The sequence below is a fragment of the Syntrophorhabdales bacterium genome, from assembly GCA_035541455.1.
In the GTDB taxonomy this organism is placed as follows: Bacteria; Desulfobacterota; Syntrophorhabdia; order Syntrophorhabdales; family WCHB1-27; genus JADGQN01.
This window is the reverse complement of sequence record DATKNH010000091.1, coordinates 1-16,278: the sequence shown is the minus strand read 5'-3', so window position 1 is coordinate 16,278 and position 16,278 is coordinate 1. Positions and strand designations below refer to the sequence as shown.

The window sequence follows — 16,278 nt, the reverse complement described above, 5'->3', positions numbered from 1 at the left end:
CTAGGCTCCAGCCTCTAATTTGGGCTATTTGGTATTCAAATTCGTTTAGGATTTAGATATTCGATATTGGGATTTGAATCGCCATAATGCAATACCCACTTGCGTGGGTACCCGGATGCTACATGAATGAATTCAGCGTGGCATCAGCTGGAGCGCTCGGGCTCCAGCGGTTGCATGGTGGTTGGTTTCTTTTCAGCCGCCTGATTTGCCGGATTTATCAGCAGGTTTGTAAGGTTTCGTATCCTGGTTTCCCATGCCCCTCCGAACTTCTTGTATCCCCTTAGTCCCCGCAACGCTGTCTGACGCAATTCCAGGTACAGCTGCGGATCGCCATCGGAATCGCCCAACGCCTGGATAGCGGTATTCGGCCTGTGCATGAACGTATCAAAATGGATAATATTCAGTGGATAGGGGAGCTTGTCGCATCCCGCTCTGTACCAGATCTTTTTGTAGAGCTGCTTCGCCTTTCCCTCGTCAAGCTCGCTTACTTCTTTGGCTATGCGTCCCGTGGGATCGAGATCTTTCAGGGTTGTCTGCAGAATTCCGAATTTTGCAGGCCCTTTGCCGTTGTCGTTCTGGACCATATCTCTTCCTTCGTGTTTCATAATAAAAGTAGCAGCAGTCTCGAAGTTGCTGGGGGTTTTCTTTTTGGAAGCTACCTGAGCAGTATCTGCGTTACCGGCCTGTACCTCGGCCGCAGTAGAAGGTGTGCTCAGCTTGACGTATGAGGCGAGCTTGTCAACACGGCTTTTCGTCTGAGCCTTGCTCGATGAGTACCCCTTGATCCCGTCCTGAAGCGATTTCCTCGCGTCGAGGTAGAGTTGTGGATCACCCTGGGCCTTTTTTAGTGCCTCGATGCCAGTGCGCGGTCTCTGCACGTATGTGTCAAAATGGATGACGTTCAGGGGATAGGGGAGCTTGTCGCAACCGGCTCTTTCCCAGATCTTCTGATAAACCTGCTTGGCTTTAGCTTCATCAAGTTGGCTCACGTGCGAGGCTATTTTGCCCTTTGGATCATAGTCCTTAAGGGTTGTTTGCATGATACCGTATTTCATCGGGTTGTCGCCGGGCACATACCCCCGTTTGTTTTCGAGCACAAAGCTGACCGCTTTATCGAACGCCTCATTCCTAGACGTCTGTGATGCTAGAACCTCAGAAAAAGATTCGGAGGTCCCCCCCGCCCGTGGGGAGATTGAGGCTGGAATGATCATGCCGCGATAAATTTGCCTCACATCGTCAACATTTCGCATAGAGCCTCCTTGTAGTTATCCGTTAGCACCGTTTCAATTCCTGTGCCAGCGGTAGCCGGGGCATAGGGCATAGGGCATGGGGCACGGGTGAGCCAGGGAAAAAGCCAGTCAGCAGTAAGAAATAAGAAACAAGGCCGGCTTACGAGTGCCCATTCTTTTTAGGGCACGCAGAACGAGGAAGGCACGTTGAGGGCGACTTGGGGTCAATTTTATGACACGACCCCCTCCGTCCCATGCCTTTGTCCCGGTCTACCCCATGCCCCTTGACCCCCTGGTCTTCCTCTGCTACGATTAACGAGTTATGGACGACGAGTTCGGGCGTGACCCTGCGGTACTTAGCATGCGGCGCGTTTTTGCACACATGGAAGTGCTGCAGCGGAGTATAATCGAGGCTGCTAGTCTTCCTCCATATGACCGGCGGCTCGCCCTTTGGCGGGAGCAGGCGCTGGTGCTATTTGAGCAGGCCTGGCCGAGGGCGGGCAGGCGAGGCTTGGCCAAAACAGAGGACGAAGCTGCCCTCCTTTACGCCCTCTGTTTTGTGCGAATTCTTGAACGGGGCAGGATCACAGTTCCCTCGTCAGCGATGCCAGTACATGAGGCGTTGCAGGAAATCGTTCAGGAGATACTCAAGTGATTCGCATTCGCCTTTTCGGACGTTGCCGCATTTATCATGATCCTGTTTCGCCTGTTCTGAAAGCCCCGGCGCAGGTCGGGTGGAGTGCCTGGTTCAGGAGCATTGATCTCGTAACCCCACAACCTCTTAAAGGCGAGGAACTCCTGAGACGCACCCGGGGCTGGTGGACGGTAGAACCGGATGAAGTCGCGCAGGTGGTAAAGCAGTTCGGAAAAATAGTCGTGGGGGAAGGCGGTGAACTCATGGTCGAATTGGCCGATGACAACAGGATGAGCGGCCTGTCAAAAGCTCTAGCCGAGCGGTTTGGCGACCAGGTGCAGATCGCTCCCTGAGACAGCGCGGGATTAAGGAAAGATAATATTCCTCGATTATTCAGCCGTTTTTCCTAACTGAAATAGCCCTTCGATCGATTGCTTTGCGCGTATTACGTGGTAGACTACCTTGTAGCCTACGAAACAAACAGGAACCTGTTTTTGGGGGAGCCATGATACACGTCAAATACCGCGACGACAGTTATGATTACGTGGATGACACAATCCTCGATTACCTCATTGCTTCGGACAGCATCAAAGAATTTTATCGCCCATCGGATTCAGAATGGGTAGACATTAACGAGTCGCCCATCCGCGGTGATGGTCTTCCTTACATAGGGCCGGAGCGGAGACGTGCAACCCGCTACCTTAAATCCTCCTGATTCAGCCAGGTTGCAGCGGTAAACGCAGACGAAACGAAGGGACAGCAATATGCAGCCCCTCGCTACGTTTCCTGGCGGCTTGCCACCCGTTAGTCTTTCGAACCTGAGTTCGCTCCGTATCCTTTACATTTTATTTGACTATCCCGCCGTATGGTCTAAAATATTAACGTGATGTTACGAGAACCGGCAGTCAGCGGGATGTTTTATCCGGCCGACCCGAAAGCTCTATTGGACGACATCGAAGTCTACCTGAAGCAGGCTTCGCCTGAAGAGATAAGGGGAGATATCAAGGGCATGGTCTCGCCGCACGCGGGTTACATGTATTCGGGGGCGGTGGCCGCCTGGGGATATAAGGCGCTGCTCATGCGTAAGTATGACACAGTGATCATTATAGCGCCCAGCCATAAGGCCTATTTTGAAGGAGCAGCGGTCCAGGAACGGGGCGGTTACAGGACGCCGCTCGGGATCGTACAGATCGACGAAGAGTTCGCATCCGAGCTCGTCAAGGAGAGCAAGGTCGTTCAGGCGAACACTCAGGTGCATAAAGGAGAACACTCTCTTGAGGTGCAGCTTCCCTTCCTTCAGGTTGTGCTGCAGGAGTTCAGGATGGTTCCTCTGATCATGGGAACTCAGGATAGTGGTGTTTCGCGGGAGTTGGCTTCGGCGCTCTCCAAGGTTATCCGCAGGATTGGGACAAAGTCTCTTGTTATAGGCAGCACGGATCTTTCTCACTATTATCCGTACGCCCATGCTCTGGAACTGGACGGGCAGGTGGCGCGCAATCTGGGTAGCTTCGATATCGCGGGACTCACCAGCGATCTTGAAGCGGACAAGTGCGAGGCGTGCGGAGCCGGAGCTGTCGTCGCAACCATGGCAGTCTCACGAAAGTTGGGGGCGAATGCTGCGAAAGTCCTGAAATACGCAAACTCAGGGGATGTATCAGGAGACAAAGCATCTGTGGTAGGATACATCTCCGCCGTCTTTTATCAAGAGGATGAAGGGCTTGGGACGTAGCGACAACGAAGGTATAGGTATGAAGGCAAATTGCGGCAAGAAGGTAGGAACCGATCTTCATTTCACCGATGAGGAACGGACGCTCATGAAGGAATTGGTGAAGGAGACCATCGAGAGTAGCCTCTTCGGAAGAAAAGAGAAGCCTATGGCTGTGCCGCAGAAACTGAAGGAGAAGATGGGAGCCTTTGTTTGCCTGAAAACGTACGGACAGCTTAAAGGTTGCATAGGTCACATCAAAGGGTTTCTGCCCCTGGACGAGACGATCAGGGAAATGGCCAGGCAAGCGGCATTTCACGATCCGAGGTTTGCGCCCCTGGACGCCGGTGAATGGAAGGCGACGGAGATCGAGATCTCTGTCCTGACGCCGATGCAGAAGGTCGAGAATGTCGAAGATATAAGAGTGGGAGTGCATGGGCTGTACATAGAGAAGGGGTCTGACACAGGCTTGCTCCTGCCGCAGGTGGCTGTCGAGTACGGCTGGGACAGAACCACGTTCTTGGAGTATGCGTGCATGAAGGCCGGGTTGGACAAAGATGCCTGGAAGTCGAAAGGAACCAATATCTATGTGTTCTCAGCCGACGTGTTTTGAAAATGGAGGATGCGAAGAAGCGATGATGCGAAGATGTGGAGGACAAGATATAGCTTTGGTATTTCCGCTTCCTCGCTTCGTCAGGTTTAGATTGAGGATCAAAGGAGCTTCTCATGATAAGTAAACAGATGACGATTGAAGAAGTCGTCCAGAAGTACCCTGAGACGCGTGCAACCTTCGAACGATACGGGCTGGGTTGTGTCGGTTGTCAGGCGGCGCTATTTGAGAACATCGAACAGGGCGCAAAGGTGCACGGCATCGATGTTGACGCATTGATTACAGATTTGAACAAGCAAATCCAAAAGTGTTGACCAGTCGGACGTAAGCGATTCACCTCCTGTTCAGCGCATTCTTAATTCTTGCAGACTACATGTTCGGATTTCTCTGCGACTAAGCGAGGATCCCCTGCTGATATGAGCGAAATAAGAAGAACAGGAAGAATTGACACGGTTATCCTGGCCGCCGGCTCATCAAGAAGACTGGGAGTGAACAAGCTCTTCTTGACAGTTGATGGTGAACCGGTCCTGAAGCGCACCCTGCGCCCTTTTTTGGATATGGATCTGGGTACGGTTTTTGTGGTCACGGGCTTTCAGCGGGAACGTATCGAACATCTCCTCAGAGATGTGCCCGTGAGGCTTGTCCACAACAGTGACTTTGAGGAAGGCATGTCGGCGTCGGTGAGGGCAGTGCTGCCCTTCCTTGAGCCCGGGCGCCCTCTTTTGTTGCACCTCGGCGACAAGCCTTTTGTGAAGCCAGAGACGCTTCGGCGTATACTGGATTCTTTCTCTCAGGGTACGCACCGGATCGTCTTGCCGGTCTATAAGGGGCAGAAGGGTCATCCTGTACTCATAGACGTTACGAGCTATCTTGATGAAACGCGCTCTCTCAAAGGAGAGACCGCGCTAAAGCCTATCATCGAGAAGCATGCTCAAGACATACTCTACGTTGAAGGAGACGAGGGGATTCTCCTGGATCTCGATACGGAGGACGATATCGATCTTTTGAGGAATAGGGGGTATACGATTGAAAAAGGTTAAGGTACAGGACGCAGTCGGCCTTGTGCTGGCTCACGACGTTACGGAAATTATACCGCAGAAGAAGAAGGGCGTGGCCTTCGAACGCGGAAGAATCATTGAACTCCAGGACGTGGAACGGCTCATGGACCTGGGGAAGAATTACGTATACGTGACCGAGGGCAATGAAAAGGAGGTGCATGAAGACGAAGCTGCACGTCGTATTGCTCAGGCGGCGATGGACGCACACATGGAACTCACGCCCCCCAGGGAGGGCAGGATCAATCTCATAAGTAAAGTGCGGGGGCTTGTTTCTGTCAATACAAGAAAGCTCTACGCGCTCAACAGCGTTAAGGAGGTTGCCTTTACAACGGTGCCTGACCGCTACCCTGTCAAGGCCGGGGACATGATTGCGGCTACGCGCATCCTGCCGCTTTATATTGGTGAGGCGGCGTTGCAGCAAGCGGAGCAGACCGGCAGACAAGGGGTCATTAGAATACTGCCTTTTAAGTCGACGAAGGGCGGTCTTGTGGTGACAGGCACTGAGGTCTTCAGCGGGAGAATAAAAGACGGTTCACCGCTCGTCGAGGAAAGGCTCAGGAATTACGGCCTGGAGATGATAGGGAAAGAGTTCACACCGGATGATGTTGGTGCAATCAGGGATGCCATTCTGCGTCTCCTGCAGAAAGGTGCTGACATTGTGATAACCACCGGAGGGCTATCCGTGGACCCTGATGACGTAACGAAAGAAGGTGTCGCAGCGACAGGGGCCCGAATACAGCTTTACGGCGCACCGGTCTTCCCGGGAGCGATGTTTCTTATAGCGCGACGCAAAGGGAAATACATTCTTGGAGCTCCTGCGTGCGTTTACTATAGCAAGAGCACTGTCCTGGATATAATTCTTCCGTGGGTCCTTGCTGGTGTCAAGATCACCAAAAGTGATATACTGAAGCTGGGTCACGGGGGACTCTGCACGAACTGCGCGGAGTGCCATTATCCCAACTGTTTTTTTGGAAAGAGCAAATAGCATGAACGCCCTCACAGTCGTAGTCAAAGGGGCAGGAGAGATGGCGACCGGCATTGCTCACCGCCTTTTCATGGCCGGCGTCAAGAAGATAGCAATGACCGAGATAGCAAAGCCGCTCGCGGTACGAAGAGGTGTAGCCTTTTGCGAGGCCGTCTATGAAGGGTCTATGGAAGTGGAAGGCGTGCGTGCGGAGCGTATAGCGGATTTCTCAGCGCTCGATAAGGTCTGGAGGGCGGGGAGCATTGGCGTGTTAGTGGATCCCTTGTGGAAGATCGTTGGCGAGATAAAGCCTCACGTCGTTATAGACGCAGTGATGGCCAAGAGGAATACGGGAACGCAAAAGAGCGAGGCGCCGCTGGTGATAGGTGTCGGCCCTGACTTCAGAGCCCCCGAAGAGGTGCATGCGGTTGTCGAAAGCAATAGGGGCCACAACCTGGGAAAGGTAATTTACAGCGGTCAGGCTGAAGCTTACACAGGCATGCCTGGAGCGACCGACGGGTTCAGGCAGGAGCGGGTGCTCAGAGCGCCGAAGGCCGGCCCTGTCAGGCATGCGAAAAAACTGGGCGAGCCTGTGAGTATTGGAGACACAGTGCTCTATGTCGGCGGGGAGCCGGTGCAAGCTTTGATCAGCGGTGTACTGCGCGGTCTTGTGCGGGAGATAGAAGTAGAGAAAAGAGAAAAGGTCGGAGATATAGACCCCAGGGCGGAACGTATCAATTGCTACACTATATCGGACAAGGCTCGGGCAATCGCAGGCGGTGTGCTCGAAGCGATTATGCATCACTACAACGGGTCGGACGCATAGGTACAGGTACTAGCGACAAGATTGCGAGTGTATAAGGATAAATTCTGCATCCTAATATCGAATTACTAAACAATGTTGGATGACCAGAATCCGAAACCGCTGCAGACACGAGTATCCAGTTTAGAATATTTAGGTATTTGAAATTGTTTAGGATGTAGATATTCGATATTGGGATTTAAACCGGAGCGCATGAGACGTCCGCAAGCGGGTATCGGGACAGCATAGATTTGAAGACGAAGTGGTAAAGCAAGCTAACTTGAGGTGTTGATGGACCTTTACAGTATCATCGACGAATACCTGGAGAGAGGCAGTGGTGGGGCACTCGCTACTATCGTAAAGAAGCTGGGCGCGGCCCCCAGGGAAGAAGGGGCCAAAATGTTCGTCGGTAGTGACGGAAAGTTTTACGGGACCGTAGGCGGCGGGTGCACCGAGGCAGAGGTTTGGCAGGAGGCGCGCAAAGTCATAAAGACCGGTGCAGCCAAACTTCTCCACTACACGATGGACGGGAAACAGCTGGAAGAGGACGGGATGATCTGCGGTGGCAACGTCGATATCTTCGTGGAGCCCGTTGCAGACAAGTACAGGACCTTGTATAGAGCCATACCTCAGCTTGAGCGTCAAGGTGTTGGGGCCTTGCTGATTACCAGGTTTTCTGAACGAGAGTTCTCGAAGAGCCTTATCAGGGAAGATGGGGTAGTCCTGGGCGACGCGCCGGGAGAGGAAGCGCGGACGGATTTTCAGCAGTACCTTCGGGAGAAGAAACCGGTGGTCTCCGGTAATACCGTTGTGGAACCCTTGCAGACTTCTCCGGTCCTTTATGTTTTTGGGGCCGGTCACGTATCGCAGTATGTATCGCGTGTTGCCACCATGGTCGATTTCAACGTGACGGTGATTGATGATCGCGAGGAATTTGCCAATACCGGGAGATTCCCTGAGGCAGAGCGCGTCATTGCGGATGATTTCCTGCACGTGTTTGACCAACTCAGTTTCCACGGTAACGAATATGTGGTAATCTTGACGCGGGGCCACAAACATGATGCGCTTGTCCTCGAGCAGGTTATGAGGCGCCCCACACGGTATGTTGGGATGATCGGGAGCAAGAGAAAGACCAGAATGGTCATGGACTACATGAAACAGCGGGGCTTCGACGAAAAGGCGCTTGGATCTGTGTACGCGCCTATAGGCATCTCCATAAATTCTGAGACGCCCCAGGAGATAGCGGTAAGTATTGTGGCGGAGCTGATCAAGGTACGAAGGGAAAGGGCGTGAAGCACTCGGACGAGGGCTTATTCGAAGAGGAAAAAGAGATTGATGGCAAGGAACTGGAAGAGCGCGAACTTCCTGCACCCTTTGATCCCCTGAAGCGATACCTCGCAGAAGTGTCGAAACATCCCGTACTGACAAGAGAGCAGGAGTTGGATCTGGCCACAAAAGCCTTCGTGAAGAAGGATCCCGACGCCGCACATATGCTGGTGGTATCAAATCTCAAGCTCGTCGTCAAGATAGCTCTGGAGTATTACAATACCTACTTGAACATTCTCGATCTGATACAGGAAGGAAATGTGGGTCTCGTCCACGCGGTAAAGAAATATAATCCCTACAAGGGAACGCGGTTTTCCACGTACGCATCGTTCTGGATACGGGCCTACATTCTGAAGCATATCATGGATTCCTGGAGCATCGTGAAGGTCGGTACCACGCAGAGCCAGAGAAAGTTGTTTTATCGGCTGAATAAAGAGAAAAAGAAACTGGAAGCACAGGGCGTTGTCCCCGCGCCGCAGCTCCTTGCGAGCACCCTGGACGTGAAGGCGGAAGAAGTGGAAGAGATGGAAAAGAGGCTGGCATATACGGATATGTCGCTCGACCATCCTCTTTACGATGAGGGGGAAGAGACGCTGATGGATGTGATGCAGAGCGACCAGAACATCGAAGACGCGGTAACGGCGAGGGAAAAGAGAGCCGTACTGGAAAAGAAGGTAAAAGAATTTAAGACTATGCTAAACGACAAAGAGCTTTGGATATTCGACAAGCGCATCATGGCGGAAGAGCCGATGACCCTCCAGGAGATCGGCGCCCGCTTCAAAATATCGAGAGAGCGGGTGCGACAGATCGAGAACCGGGTCCTCAAGAAATTCAACGAGACGTTTCAGGCAGACCTCCGAAGTTTGGACCTGTAACACAGACCTTTCTTCTGCTTGGTAAAAGGCCTCATCGGGCACGCATATACTTTAGGTTTCATCGCCTGATTGAGCGTTTTGGCGATGGCGAGGGGTCTGGCAAAACTTGTCTTTGCCTGTGTCGTAACCATACACGGCAGCAAATATAACCATTGAAGAATAGTGTACTCAATACCTTCTCTTACTTGCCCTTTCAGGGTCAGCTAGGTCGAGTTTAGGTCTTTACATAACGTTGCTACGTTCACAGACTTTTTTTCGATGATCCCTGGCTATTGTAACGGTTCGAAGTCAAGCGGAGGCCGAGGCGCTCCGAGGCTTGGGCTGCGTTGTACCACTGTTTTGGCCGGGTACCCGCGACCTGCCAAACTTGTCATCCGCGGGTGGCAGGAGCAAGAACAGGCCGAAGGGCAATGAAGGTACACGCTTTAATGCGAACCGTTACTAGAGGCGGAGGAGAGATTCGCTGATCTTCGCAAAATACCCCGACGCCAGCAGAATGCCCACGACAATCAGCAATCCGCCTATCACATACGATGAGTATTTCATGATCCAGCCGTATCTCTGCATGAGATGAAGAATCCGGCCGACGAGAAGAGCAGCGATAAAAAAGGGTATGGCAAGACCGAGAGAATAAAGGCTGAGCAGGTACATCCCCTGTTTTACCGTGGAAGTTGTTGAAGCTATGAGAAGAATGGACGCGAGCACCGGTCCTATACAGGGAGTCCAGCCCAGGGAGAAGGTTACGCCTATCAGGAAGGAGCCGATGAACCCTATGGGCCTTGCCCTCATGTGATACATCTTTTCCTGATTTAAAAAAGGGATCTTCAGAACGTTCAGCATGTTGAGCCCGAAGAAAATGAGCAGAAGGCCACCGATCCTGACTATCCATCTTTCGTAGGTTGAAAAAAGATTTCCCAGCAATGAAGAGGAAACGCCCAGGGAAATAAAGACGAGGGAAAAGCCGACTATGAAAGAGACTGAGTGCAGGAGCAGTGTTTTGCGGTGCTTTCCGGTGGAGAGTTCGTCATAATTACTGATGCTGGCACCGCTGATAAAAATAAGGTAGGAAGGAACGAGCGGAAGAACGCACGGACTGAAAAAGGATAACACACCTGCGCCGAAAGCAAGGAGGGCAGAGACATCCATGTGAGTAGGAATCATTATTCATCAGTTCAGAAGAATTGTCAATTAATGCTTTGTGATGAAGCGATGAAGGGATGAAGCGGAACCCCGGGCACACTTCGGACGGCCGCTTCCTCGCTTCAACCGTCTCCAGATCTTGAAATGTATTGAACGGAAACCCAATATAATGCTATAAAAGTGGGACGTTCGTCGCGATCAGGAAATCTATTCACGAGAGGTGCGCAATGAAAAGAAAGATTTTCTACGGGCTTGTACTCTCGCTCCTTTTAATCCCCTCGATTGTTCTCGGCGCGGATACACTTCCGAAGGCACTCGGGTATATTGTCTCCATGCAGGAGCCGGATGGTGGGTGGTCCCGAGTCAAAGGTGAGTTCCCTCCCGAGACTGAAGTGACCAGCTGGGCCGTGAAGGTGCTGGTGATGAACAACATGGAAAAAGAAAGAGTCGATAAAGGTGTTGCCTTCATTCTCAAGGACCAGAAACCTGGTGGTGACTGGAATAACAACACTGCCCACACAGCCTTTGCCCTTATGGCTATGAGCCAGGTGAAGAAAGGGCAGGTTAACTGCATGAACGGCGTAGAGTATTTGCGAAAAGTCCAGGACCCTGCCGGCGGATTCAAGCGGATTGGAACAGAAGGAGCGCCGCTCACGATATATACGTCTGTAGTGCTTTGTGCTCTTGCGGACCTCGGTTACCCCAAAGAGGATGCGACGGTAAAGAAGGCTTTGGAATGGCTGGTGAGCTGCCAGAATCCGGATGGCGGCTTTGGCATGCCAAAGGGGTCACCTTCCGTAGCCGCGGCTACCGGCTGGGCAATCCGTGCCTTAATTGCATATGAAACTGACCCTGGATCACCTTCGGTGAAGAATGCTGTGGAATGGCTCCTCAAGCTCCAGAAGTCTTCCGGTGGCTTCTCGATGGTGCCGCCGGCGCCTGAGGACCCTGAAGTTACAGCTTACGCTATCATGGGCCTTATCAAAGTCCCCGGTCAGAAAGATGCTATAGCGAAAGCTGCCGAATATCTTGCCAAAGCTCAGCTTCCTGATGGAGCCTACATCAGCGACTTCCCGCAGCAGTTCGACAAGAAGGCAAAGAAGAATACCCAGACGACCTGTTTCGTAGCCTGGGCTCTCTCGGAGGCAAAGTAGAGACTACATGGCGAAAGTAAAGTCCTTCGATCCCTTTGAGGATCTAAAGAAACTTGCCGGCCGGATGGAACAGGATTTTTTCGAGCTCGTCACCGGGAGAATGCACGTGCCGGCCGCTGTCGGGGCAACGTGGAAACCGCCTCTGGATATCTATGAGCTCGAGAATGAAATCATCATAAAGCTCGAATTGGCGGGCGTAAAAAGGAAAGAGATCAGCATCGTGCAGGAAGGCAACCGCATCCGCATCTCGGGTAGTAGAAACATGGGGGCCCGGGAGCAGATACACACCTATCACCAGATGGAAATCAACTACGGAGAGTTCGAGCGAGTGATCGTCGTCTCCGACGCAGTAAGGATAGGTGAAGTGAAAGCAACTTACAGGGATGGCTTCCTTATCATACGTGCTCAGAAAAGACCTGCAGAGGTTGCGGTAGGGCTCAATGAAAGGTGATCTGGGATGGATCAGGAATTGAAAGGAAAAGACCCGGAGATTCCGGGAGAACTTCCCGTCTTAACGACAGCGGAGACGATCGTCTATCCTTATACAGTGGTGCCGCTTGCAGTCTCGGAGAAGTCTTTTACTCTTGCGGTCGACGAAGCCATGTCAAAGGACCGTATTATAGGGATATTTGGTGCTCCCGTTAAGGATGAGACGTCATCAGAGCAAAACATCTTTTCTATAGGAACAGCAGCCACAATTCATAAGCTCCTCAAACTGCCGGACGGAAGCATCCGCATTATTGTGCAAGGGCTGACAAAGATCAAGCGGATGGGGTTCACTCAGCAGGAGCCTTTTCCGCGCGCCAGGATCGAAGTGCTTCAGGAGAATGAAGAAGTCACGAAAAATGTTGAAGCGCTCATGCGGACCGTAAGTGACCAGTACCTGAAGATTCTTAATCTCACGCCGCAGGCTCCGGATGAACTGAAGATAGCAGCCACTAATATCGACGAGCCCATAAAACTGGCCTATTTCGTAGGCACGATGCTCAAGCTCACCCTGGGGGAGAAACAGGAAGTGCTGGAGCTCGACAGTGCTGAAGAAAAGCTGCGGAGACTTTCCTTCTTCCAGGGTAGGGAACTCGAACTACTCGAGCTCTCAGGCAAAATCCATCTTGAAGTGCAGAAGGAGATTGGAAAGCTGCAGAAGGAGCATTATCTGAGGGAACAGCTCAACGCCATTAGGAGGGAGCTGGGCGAGGATAGTGAAATGGCTGTGGAAGTGGGTAAGCTCCGTGCAAAGATGGAGGGGAGGAAGTACCCTGACTACGTTGCGGAAGAAATCGAAAAAGAGATATCCCGCTTCAGCATGCTCAACCCTTCTTCAGCGGAATACAGCGTCATAAGAACGTACCTCGATTGGCTCATCGATATCCCCTGGGAGATCCACCACGAATCGGAATTGGATATCAAACAGGCGCGCAAAATACTGGACGAAGATCACTACGATCTCAAAGACGTGAAGGAGCGCATTATCGAGTATCTTGCCGTACTCAGGATAAAACCAGATATAAAAGCGCCGCTGCTTTGCTTTGCGGGCCCACCGGGTGTTGGAAAGACGTCTTTAGGGAAATCAATAGCGCGGGCCATGGGAAAGAAATTTATCCGCATCTCGCTCGGCGGGATCAGGGATGAGGCGGAGATACGCGGTCACAGAAGGACGTACGTAGGGGCGATGCCTGGAAGGATCATCCAGGGTATACGCAGGTGCGGCAGTAATAACCCGGTATTCATGTTGGATGAGGTCGATAAAGTGGGTGCTGATTTCAGGGGCGACCCTTCGAGCGCCCTGCTCGAAGTGCTCGATCCCGAACAGAACGCCACATTCAGCGACCACTACTTGGAGATTCCTTTCGACCTTTCAAAGGTGACGTTCATCACCACTGCCAATGTTGTGGACACTATCCAGCCGGCCCTGCGCGACCGGATGGAGATGATCAGGCTTTCGGGATATACGAACGAAGAAAAGCTGCGTATAGCAAAGGAGTACCTGATCCCGAGGCAGCTCAAGGAACACGGCTTGGATGCAAGCGGTATTGAATTTGAAGAGAACGCGCTCCTCTATCTGATCGATCATTATACAAGGGAAGCAGGCGTGCGCACGCTGGAGAGGCAGGTGGCCAAGGTCATCCGCAAGATGGCTGTCGAGCGCCTGGAGACAAAGAAGGCGAAGAAGAGAATCGGTGTCAAGGAAGTGCGCGAGTATCTAGGACCTGAGGCTGTTTTTCCTGAAGTTGCACTTCGCGCGTCGCGCCCGGGTGTTGTAACCGGACTGGCATGGACCGAGGCTGGGGGGGACATCCTCTTCATCGAAGCTGCCATGATGCCCGGCAAGAAAGGTCTTACGCTCACCGGAAGTCTTGGTGAGGTCATGCAGGAATCTGCACGGGCTGCTCTCAGCTACATCAGAAGCAATGCAAAAAAGCTCGACATCAGCGATGAATTTTTTGATCAGCACGACTTTCACCTGCATGTGCCCCAGGGTGCGATTCCAAAGGACGGCCCGTCAGCAGGTGTTACCATGGCGACCGCATTGCTCTCTATTATCAAGAATAAGCGAATGCGGGCCGATGTGGCAATGACCGGAGAGATAACGCTCACCGGTGTTGTACTTCCGGTGGGTGGAATCAAAGAAAAGACGCTCGCAGCGAAGCGAGCCGGCATTACCACGCTGATCGTCCCGGAGAAGAACAAAAACGACGTAGCCCAGATAGATAAGAACCTTAAGGCCGGTCTAAAATTTATTTACGCCCGGGACATATCCCAGGTTTTCAACCACGCCTTTTCGTATGGAACTTCTTCAAAGCATCTCAAGAAATAGACTCGCACTGACGGGTCTGATCATCCTTATTCCCATGTTTTTTTGCGCGATCCTGGCACCGTTCGTTGCTCCGCATAATCCGCTCGAGACGAACCTGAAAAATGTTCTTGCAGCCCCCTCTTTTTCTCACCCTTTTGGTACTGACGTGCTGGGCAGGGACGTGCTGGCCAGGGTGATTTACGGAAGCCGTGTATCTCTTCTCGTGGGATTCGTTTCTGTAGGCATAGCAACCATTATAGGGCTGATCCTGGGAGCAATCTCCGGTTTTTACGGCGGGATTGTGGACGAAATCATCATGAGATTCGTCGATCTCATGATGTGCTTTCCTACTTTTTTTCTTATCCTGGCGGTGATTGCCTTTCTTGAGCCAAGCATCTGGAATATCATGGCGGTGATCGGGCTTACCAGTTGGATGGGTATTTCCCGCCTTGTGAGGGCGGAATTTTTGAGCATCAAGAGCAAAGAGTTCGTGATGGCGGCCCGAGCCCAGGGGCTTTCGAATATGCGGATCATTTTCAGTCACATTCTGCCGAATGCTTTAGCTCCTGTTTACGTGGTTGCCACTCTGGGCATCGGCGGTGCCATCCTCACCGAATCGGCGCTCAGCTTTCTCGGAATAGGGGTGCAGCCGCCCACTCCCAGCTGGGGAAATATCCTGATTCAGGCGAAGGACAACATCGAAATAGCCTGGTGGCTCAGTCTCTACCCTGGCATAGCCATTTTCCTTACGGTGATGGGGTATATACTCCTTGGTGAGGGGTTGAGCGATATACTGGACCCCCGCAGACGCTACGCAAACAAATAAGACCAATTTGCCTTCAAGCGCATATCCTCGTTGCCCTTCGGCCTGTCCTGCTGCGACGTACCGCAAGGTACACCTGTGCAGTCCAGCCCTCGGAGCGTCTCGCTGGACATCTTGAATCCGAATTGGTCTTAATTAGCGTTTAGGGATTAGCTAGCAGCCCTTAACCAAGAGTATTTCTCAAGACTATGATTTTGTAATTTAATCGGTCCATCTATCGTCCATCGTCCGAGTCGCGTTGCTAGGCGCGGCGGTCGTCCGAGCCGTTAGGCGGTCGTCCGTCGGATCTTCTCCGGACCCTGGACCTAACTAGTCTAGTTTGTAAACCTTTGCGTCCTGGTGCTCTGGTTTCTGAACTTTGGGGGTGCTGCTTTGGGTGGGAGAAGGTTCCTGGGCCGTTCCTTGAGCGCCGGCGACATGTGCGGACGATAAATCGCCGGCGGTTTGTTTGGATTTTGCTCTCGATTTGTCTTTTTGTGATCTTAATGCATTGATCTCTTCTTCCAACTGTGCAAGCTCAGTCGCGCGTTGCTCGTATTGGGTAGAGAGCATCGAGTTTTCTTCTTCCAGGCGCTGTTTTTCGTCCTCCACCTTTTTCGTTTTTTCCTGGAGAAGCGCGAGACGCGTCTTTAGGTCGGTGAGATCACGAGAAGCGATCATGAGCTGCCCTTCTGAATATATCCACAGACTTGCAGCGGTGAAGGCGAGCAGTGCCAGCACGCCTATGAGGATAACCGAGAACCTGGGGGCCTTTCTGTGCTTCTGCCTTTTCGGAGCAGGGACTGTTGGCCGGGGTTGGCTTATTTCCCTGGTCTCGTTTTCCCTCGCGGCAACCTTGAGCCGTTCCCAATTTTTCGTATATATTCTGGGTACGGGCATACAGGCCTCCTGTGCCTGTTGATTTGTCCTGCAATTTTTGTTCCTTTGATAAAGTATGTTGACCAAGCCGCAGCCCACGAGTTGCAGCCGCATGATTACGGGCGGTTAGCACTGTTCAGCGTCAGATTCGATGAGGGTGTATGCGCAGGGGGAACGCTGCCAAATATGACCGGGGTGGGCAAAAATAGCCTACAATGTTCTATCCATTTTCCTCTTCAGTGAATTGTTCTCTTCCGGAGAGCATCAAACTTGAAAGAGCCACGAGACACAAGAAAGGCAGAA

The 16,278-nt window shown here is 52.2% G+C and carries 18 protein-coding genes; 15 read left to right on the top strand and 3 right to left on the bottom strand.

What is annotated here, in order from left to right; genetic code table 11:
- Positions 1 to 143 precede the first annotated feature (143 nt).
- Positions 144 to 1,250, bottom strand: coding sequence for a glycosyl hydrolase 108 family protein (locus tag VMT71_09500; protein HVN24197.1), 1,107 nt, complete (start codon positions 1,248 to 1,250; stop codon positions 144 to 146).
- A gap of 301 nt (positions 1,251 to 1,551) precedes the next feature.
- On the opposite strand from VMT71_09500, the gene VMT71_09495 reads away from it, so the two are divergent.
- From VMT71_09495 to VMT71_09445, 11 genes are all read left to right on the top strand, one after another.
- Positions 1,552 to 1,884 (top strand): hypothetical protein, encoded by a 333-nt coding sequence (locus VMT71_09495; protein ID HVN24196.1) that lies wholly within the window; start codon positions 1,552 to 1,554, stop codon positions 1,882 to 1,884.
- Positions 1,881 to 2,216, top strand: coding sequence for a hypothetical protein (locus VMT71_09490; protein ID HVN24195.1), 336 nt, complete (start codon positions 1,881 to 1,883; stop codon positions 2,214 to 2,216). Before VMT71_09495 ends, VMT71_09490 begins: the two co-directional genes overlap by 4 nt.
- 152 nt (positions 2,217 to 2,368) lie before the next feature.
- Entirely contained in the window at positions 2,369 to 2,578 is a 210-nt protein-coding gene (locus VMT71_09485) for a hypothetical protein (protein HVN24194.1), read from the top strand.
- 171 nt (positions 2,579 to 2,749) lie between these two features.
- On the top strand, positions 2,750 to 3,592 hold the full coding sequence (gene amrB / locus VMT71_09480) for an AmmeMemoRadiSam system protein B (GenBank protein ID HVN24193.1): 843 nt from the start codon (positions 2,750 to 2,752) through the stop codon (positions 3,590 to 3,592).
- Positions 3,582 to 4,181, top strand: a complete 600-nt coding sequence (gene amrA, locus VMT71_09475; protein HVN24192.1) for an AmmeMemoRadiSam system protein A — start codon at positions 3,582 to 3,584, stop codon at positions 4,179 to 4,181. The genes amrB and amrA overlap by 11 nt, the downstream gene beginning before the upstream one ends.
- A 113-nt stretch (positions 4,182 to 4,294) precedes the next feature.
- Complete coding sequence (locus VMT71_09470) at positions 4,295 to 4,492, top strand: DUF1858 domain-containing protein (protein ID HVN24191.1); 198 nt, start codon at positions 4,295 to 4,297, stop codon at positions 4,490 to 4,492.
- Between the two features lie 102 nt (positions 4,493 to 4,594).
- The gene (locus VMT71_09465; GenBank protein ID HVN24190.1) at positions 4,595 to 5,218 is read left to right on the top strand and encodes a nucleotidyltransferase family protein; all 624 of its coding nucleotides are present in this window, start codon (positions 4,595 to 4,597) and stop codon (positions 5,216 to 5,218) included.
- Complete coding sequence (locus VMT71_09460) at positions 5,205 to 6,221, top strand: molybdopterin-binding protein (protein HVN24189.1); 1,017 nt, start codon at positions 5,205 to 5,207, stop codon at positions 6,219 to 6,221. Before VMT71_09465 ends, VMT71_09460 begins: the two co-directional genes overlap by 14 nt.
- 1 nt (position 6,222) lies before the next feature.
- On the top strand, positions 6,223 to 7,026 hold the full coding sequence (gene yqeB, locus VMT71_09455; GenBank protein ID HVN24188.1) for a selenium-dependent molybdenum cofactor biosynthesis protein YqeB: 804 nt from the start codon (positions 6,223 to 6,225) through the stop codon (positions 7,024 to 7,026).
- A 267-nt stretch (positions 7,027 to 7,293) separates the two neighbouring features.
- Positions 7,294 to 8,295, top strand: a complete 1,002-nt coding sequence (locus VMT71_09450; protein ID HVN24187.1) for an XdhC/CoxI family protein — start codon at positions 7,294 to 7,296, stop codon at positions 8,293 to 8,295.
- Positions 8,292 to 9,203 (top strand): RNA polymerase factor sigma-32, encoded by a 912-nt coding sequence (locus tag VMT71_09445; GenBank protein ID HVN24186.1) that lies wholly within the window; start codon positions 8,292 to 8,294, stop codon positions 9,201 to 9,203. Before VMT71_09450 ends, VMT71_09445 begins: the two co-directional genes overlap by 4 nt.
- Positions 9,204 to 9,644: 441 nt before the next feature.
- Here VMT71_09445 and VMT71_09440 read toward each other — a convergent pair whose 3' ends face one another.
- Entirely contained in the window at positions 9,645 to 10,364 is a 720-nt protein-coding gene (locus VMT71_09440; GenBank protein HVN24185.1) for a cytochrome c biogenesis protein CcdA, read from the bottom strand.
- Positions 10,365 to 10,570: 206 nt separating this feature from the next.
- On the opposite strand from VMT71_09440, the gene VMT71_09435 reads away from it, so the two are divergent.
- The 4 genes from VMT71_09435 to VMT71_09420 are packed head-to-tail and all read left to right on the top strand — an operon-like array spanning position 10,571 to position 15,120.
- The gene (locus VMT71_09435) at positions 10,571 to 11,497 is read left to right on the top strand and encodes a prenyltransferase/squalene oxidase repeat-containing protein (GenBank protein HVN24184.1); all 927 of its coding nucleotides are present in this window, start codon (positions 10,571 to 10,573) and stop codon (positions 11,495 to 11,497) included.
- Between the two features lie 7 nt (positions 11,498 to 11,504).
- Entirely contained in the window at positions 11,505 to 11,948 is a 444-nt protein-coding gene (locus tag VMT71_09430; GenBank protein HVN24183.1) for an Hsp20/alpha crystallin family protein, read from the top strand.
- Positions 11,949 to 11,954: 6 nt separating this feature from the next.
- Complete coding sequence (lon, locus tag VMT71_09425) at positions 11,955 to 14,315, top strand: endopeptidase La (GenBank protein HVN24182.1); 2,361 nt, start codon at positions 11,955 to 11,957, stop codon at positions 14,313 to 14,315.
- Positions 14,284 to 15,120 (top strand): ABC transporter permease, encoded by an 837-nt coding sequence (locus VMT71_09420; GenBank protein ID HVN24181.1) that lies wholly within the window; start codon positions 14,284 to 14,286, stop codon positions 15,118 to 15,120. The genes lon and VMT71_09420 overlap by 32 nt, the downstream gene beginning before the upstream one ends.
- Before the next feature lie 306 nt (positions 15,121 to 15,426).
- Here the strand turns inward: VMT71_09420 and VMT71_09415 are convergent, their stop codons facing one another.
- A complete protein-coding gene (locus tag VMT71_09415; GenBank protein HVN24180.1) occupies positions 15,427 to 15,996 on the bottom strand; it encodes a hypothetical protein in 570 nt (189 codons plus the stop codon).
- Positions 15,997 to 16,278: the final 282 nt, after the last annotated feature.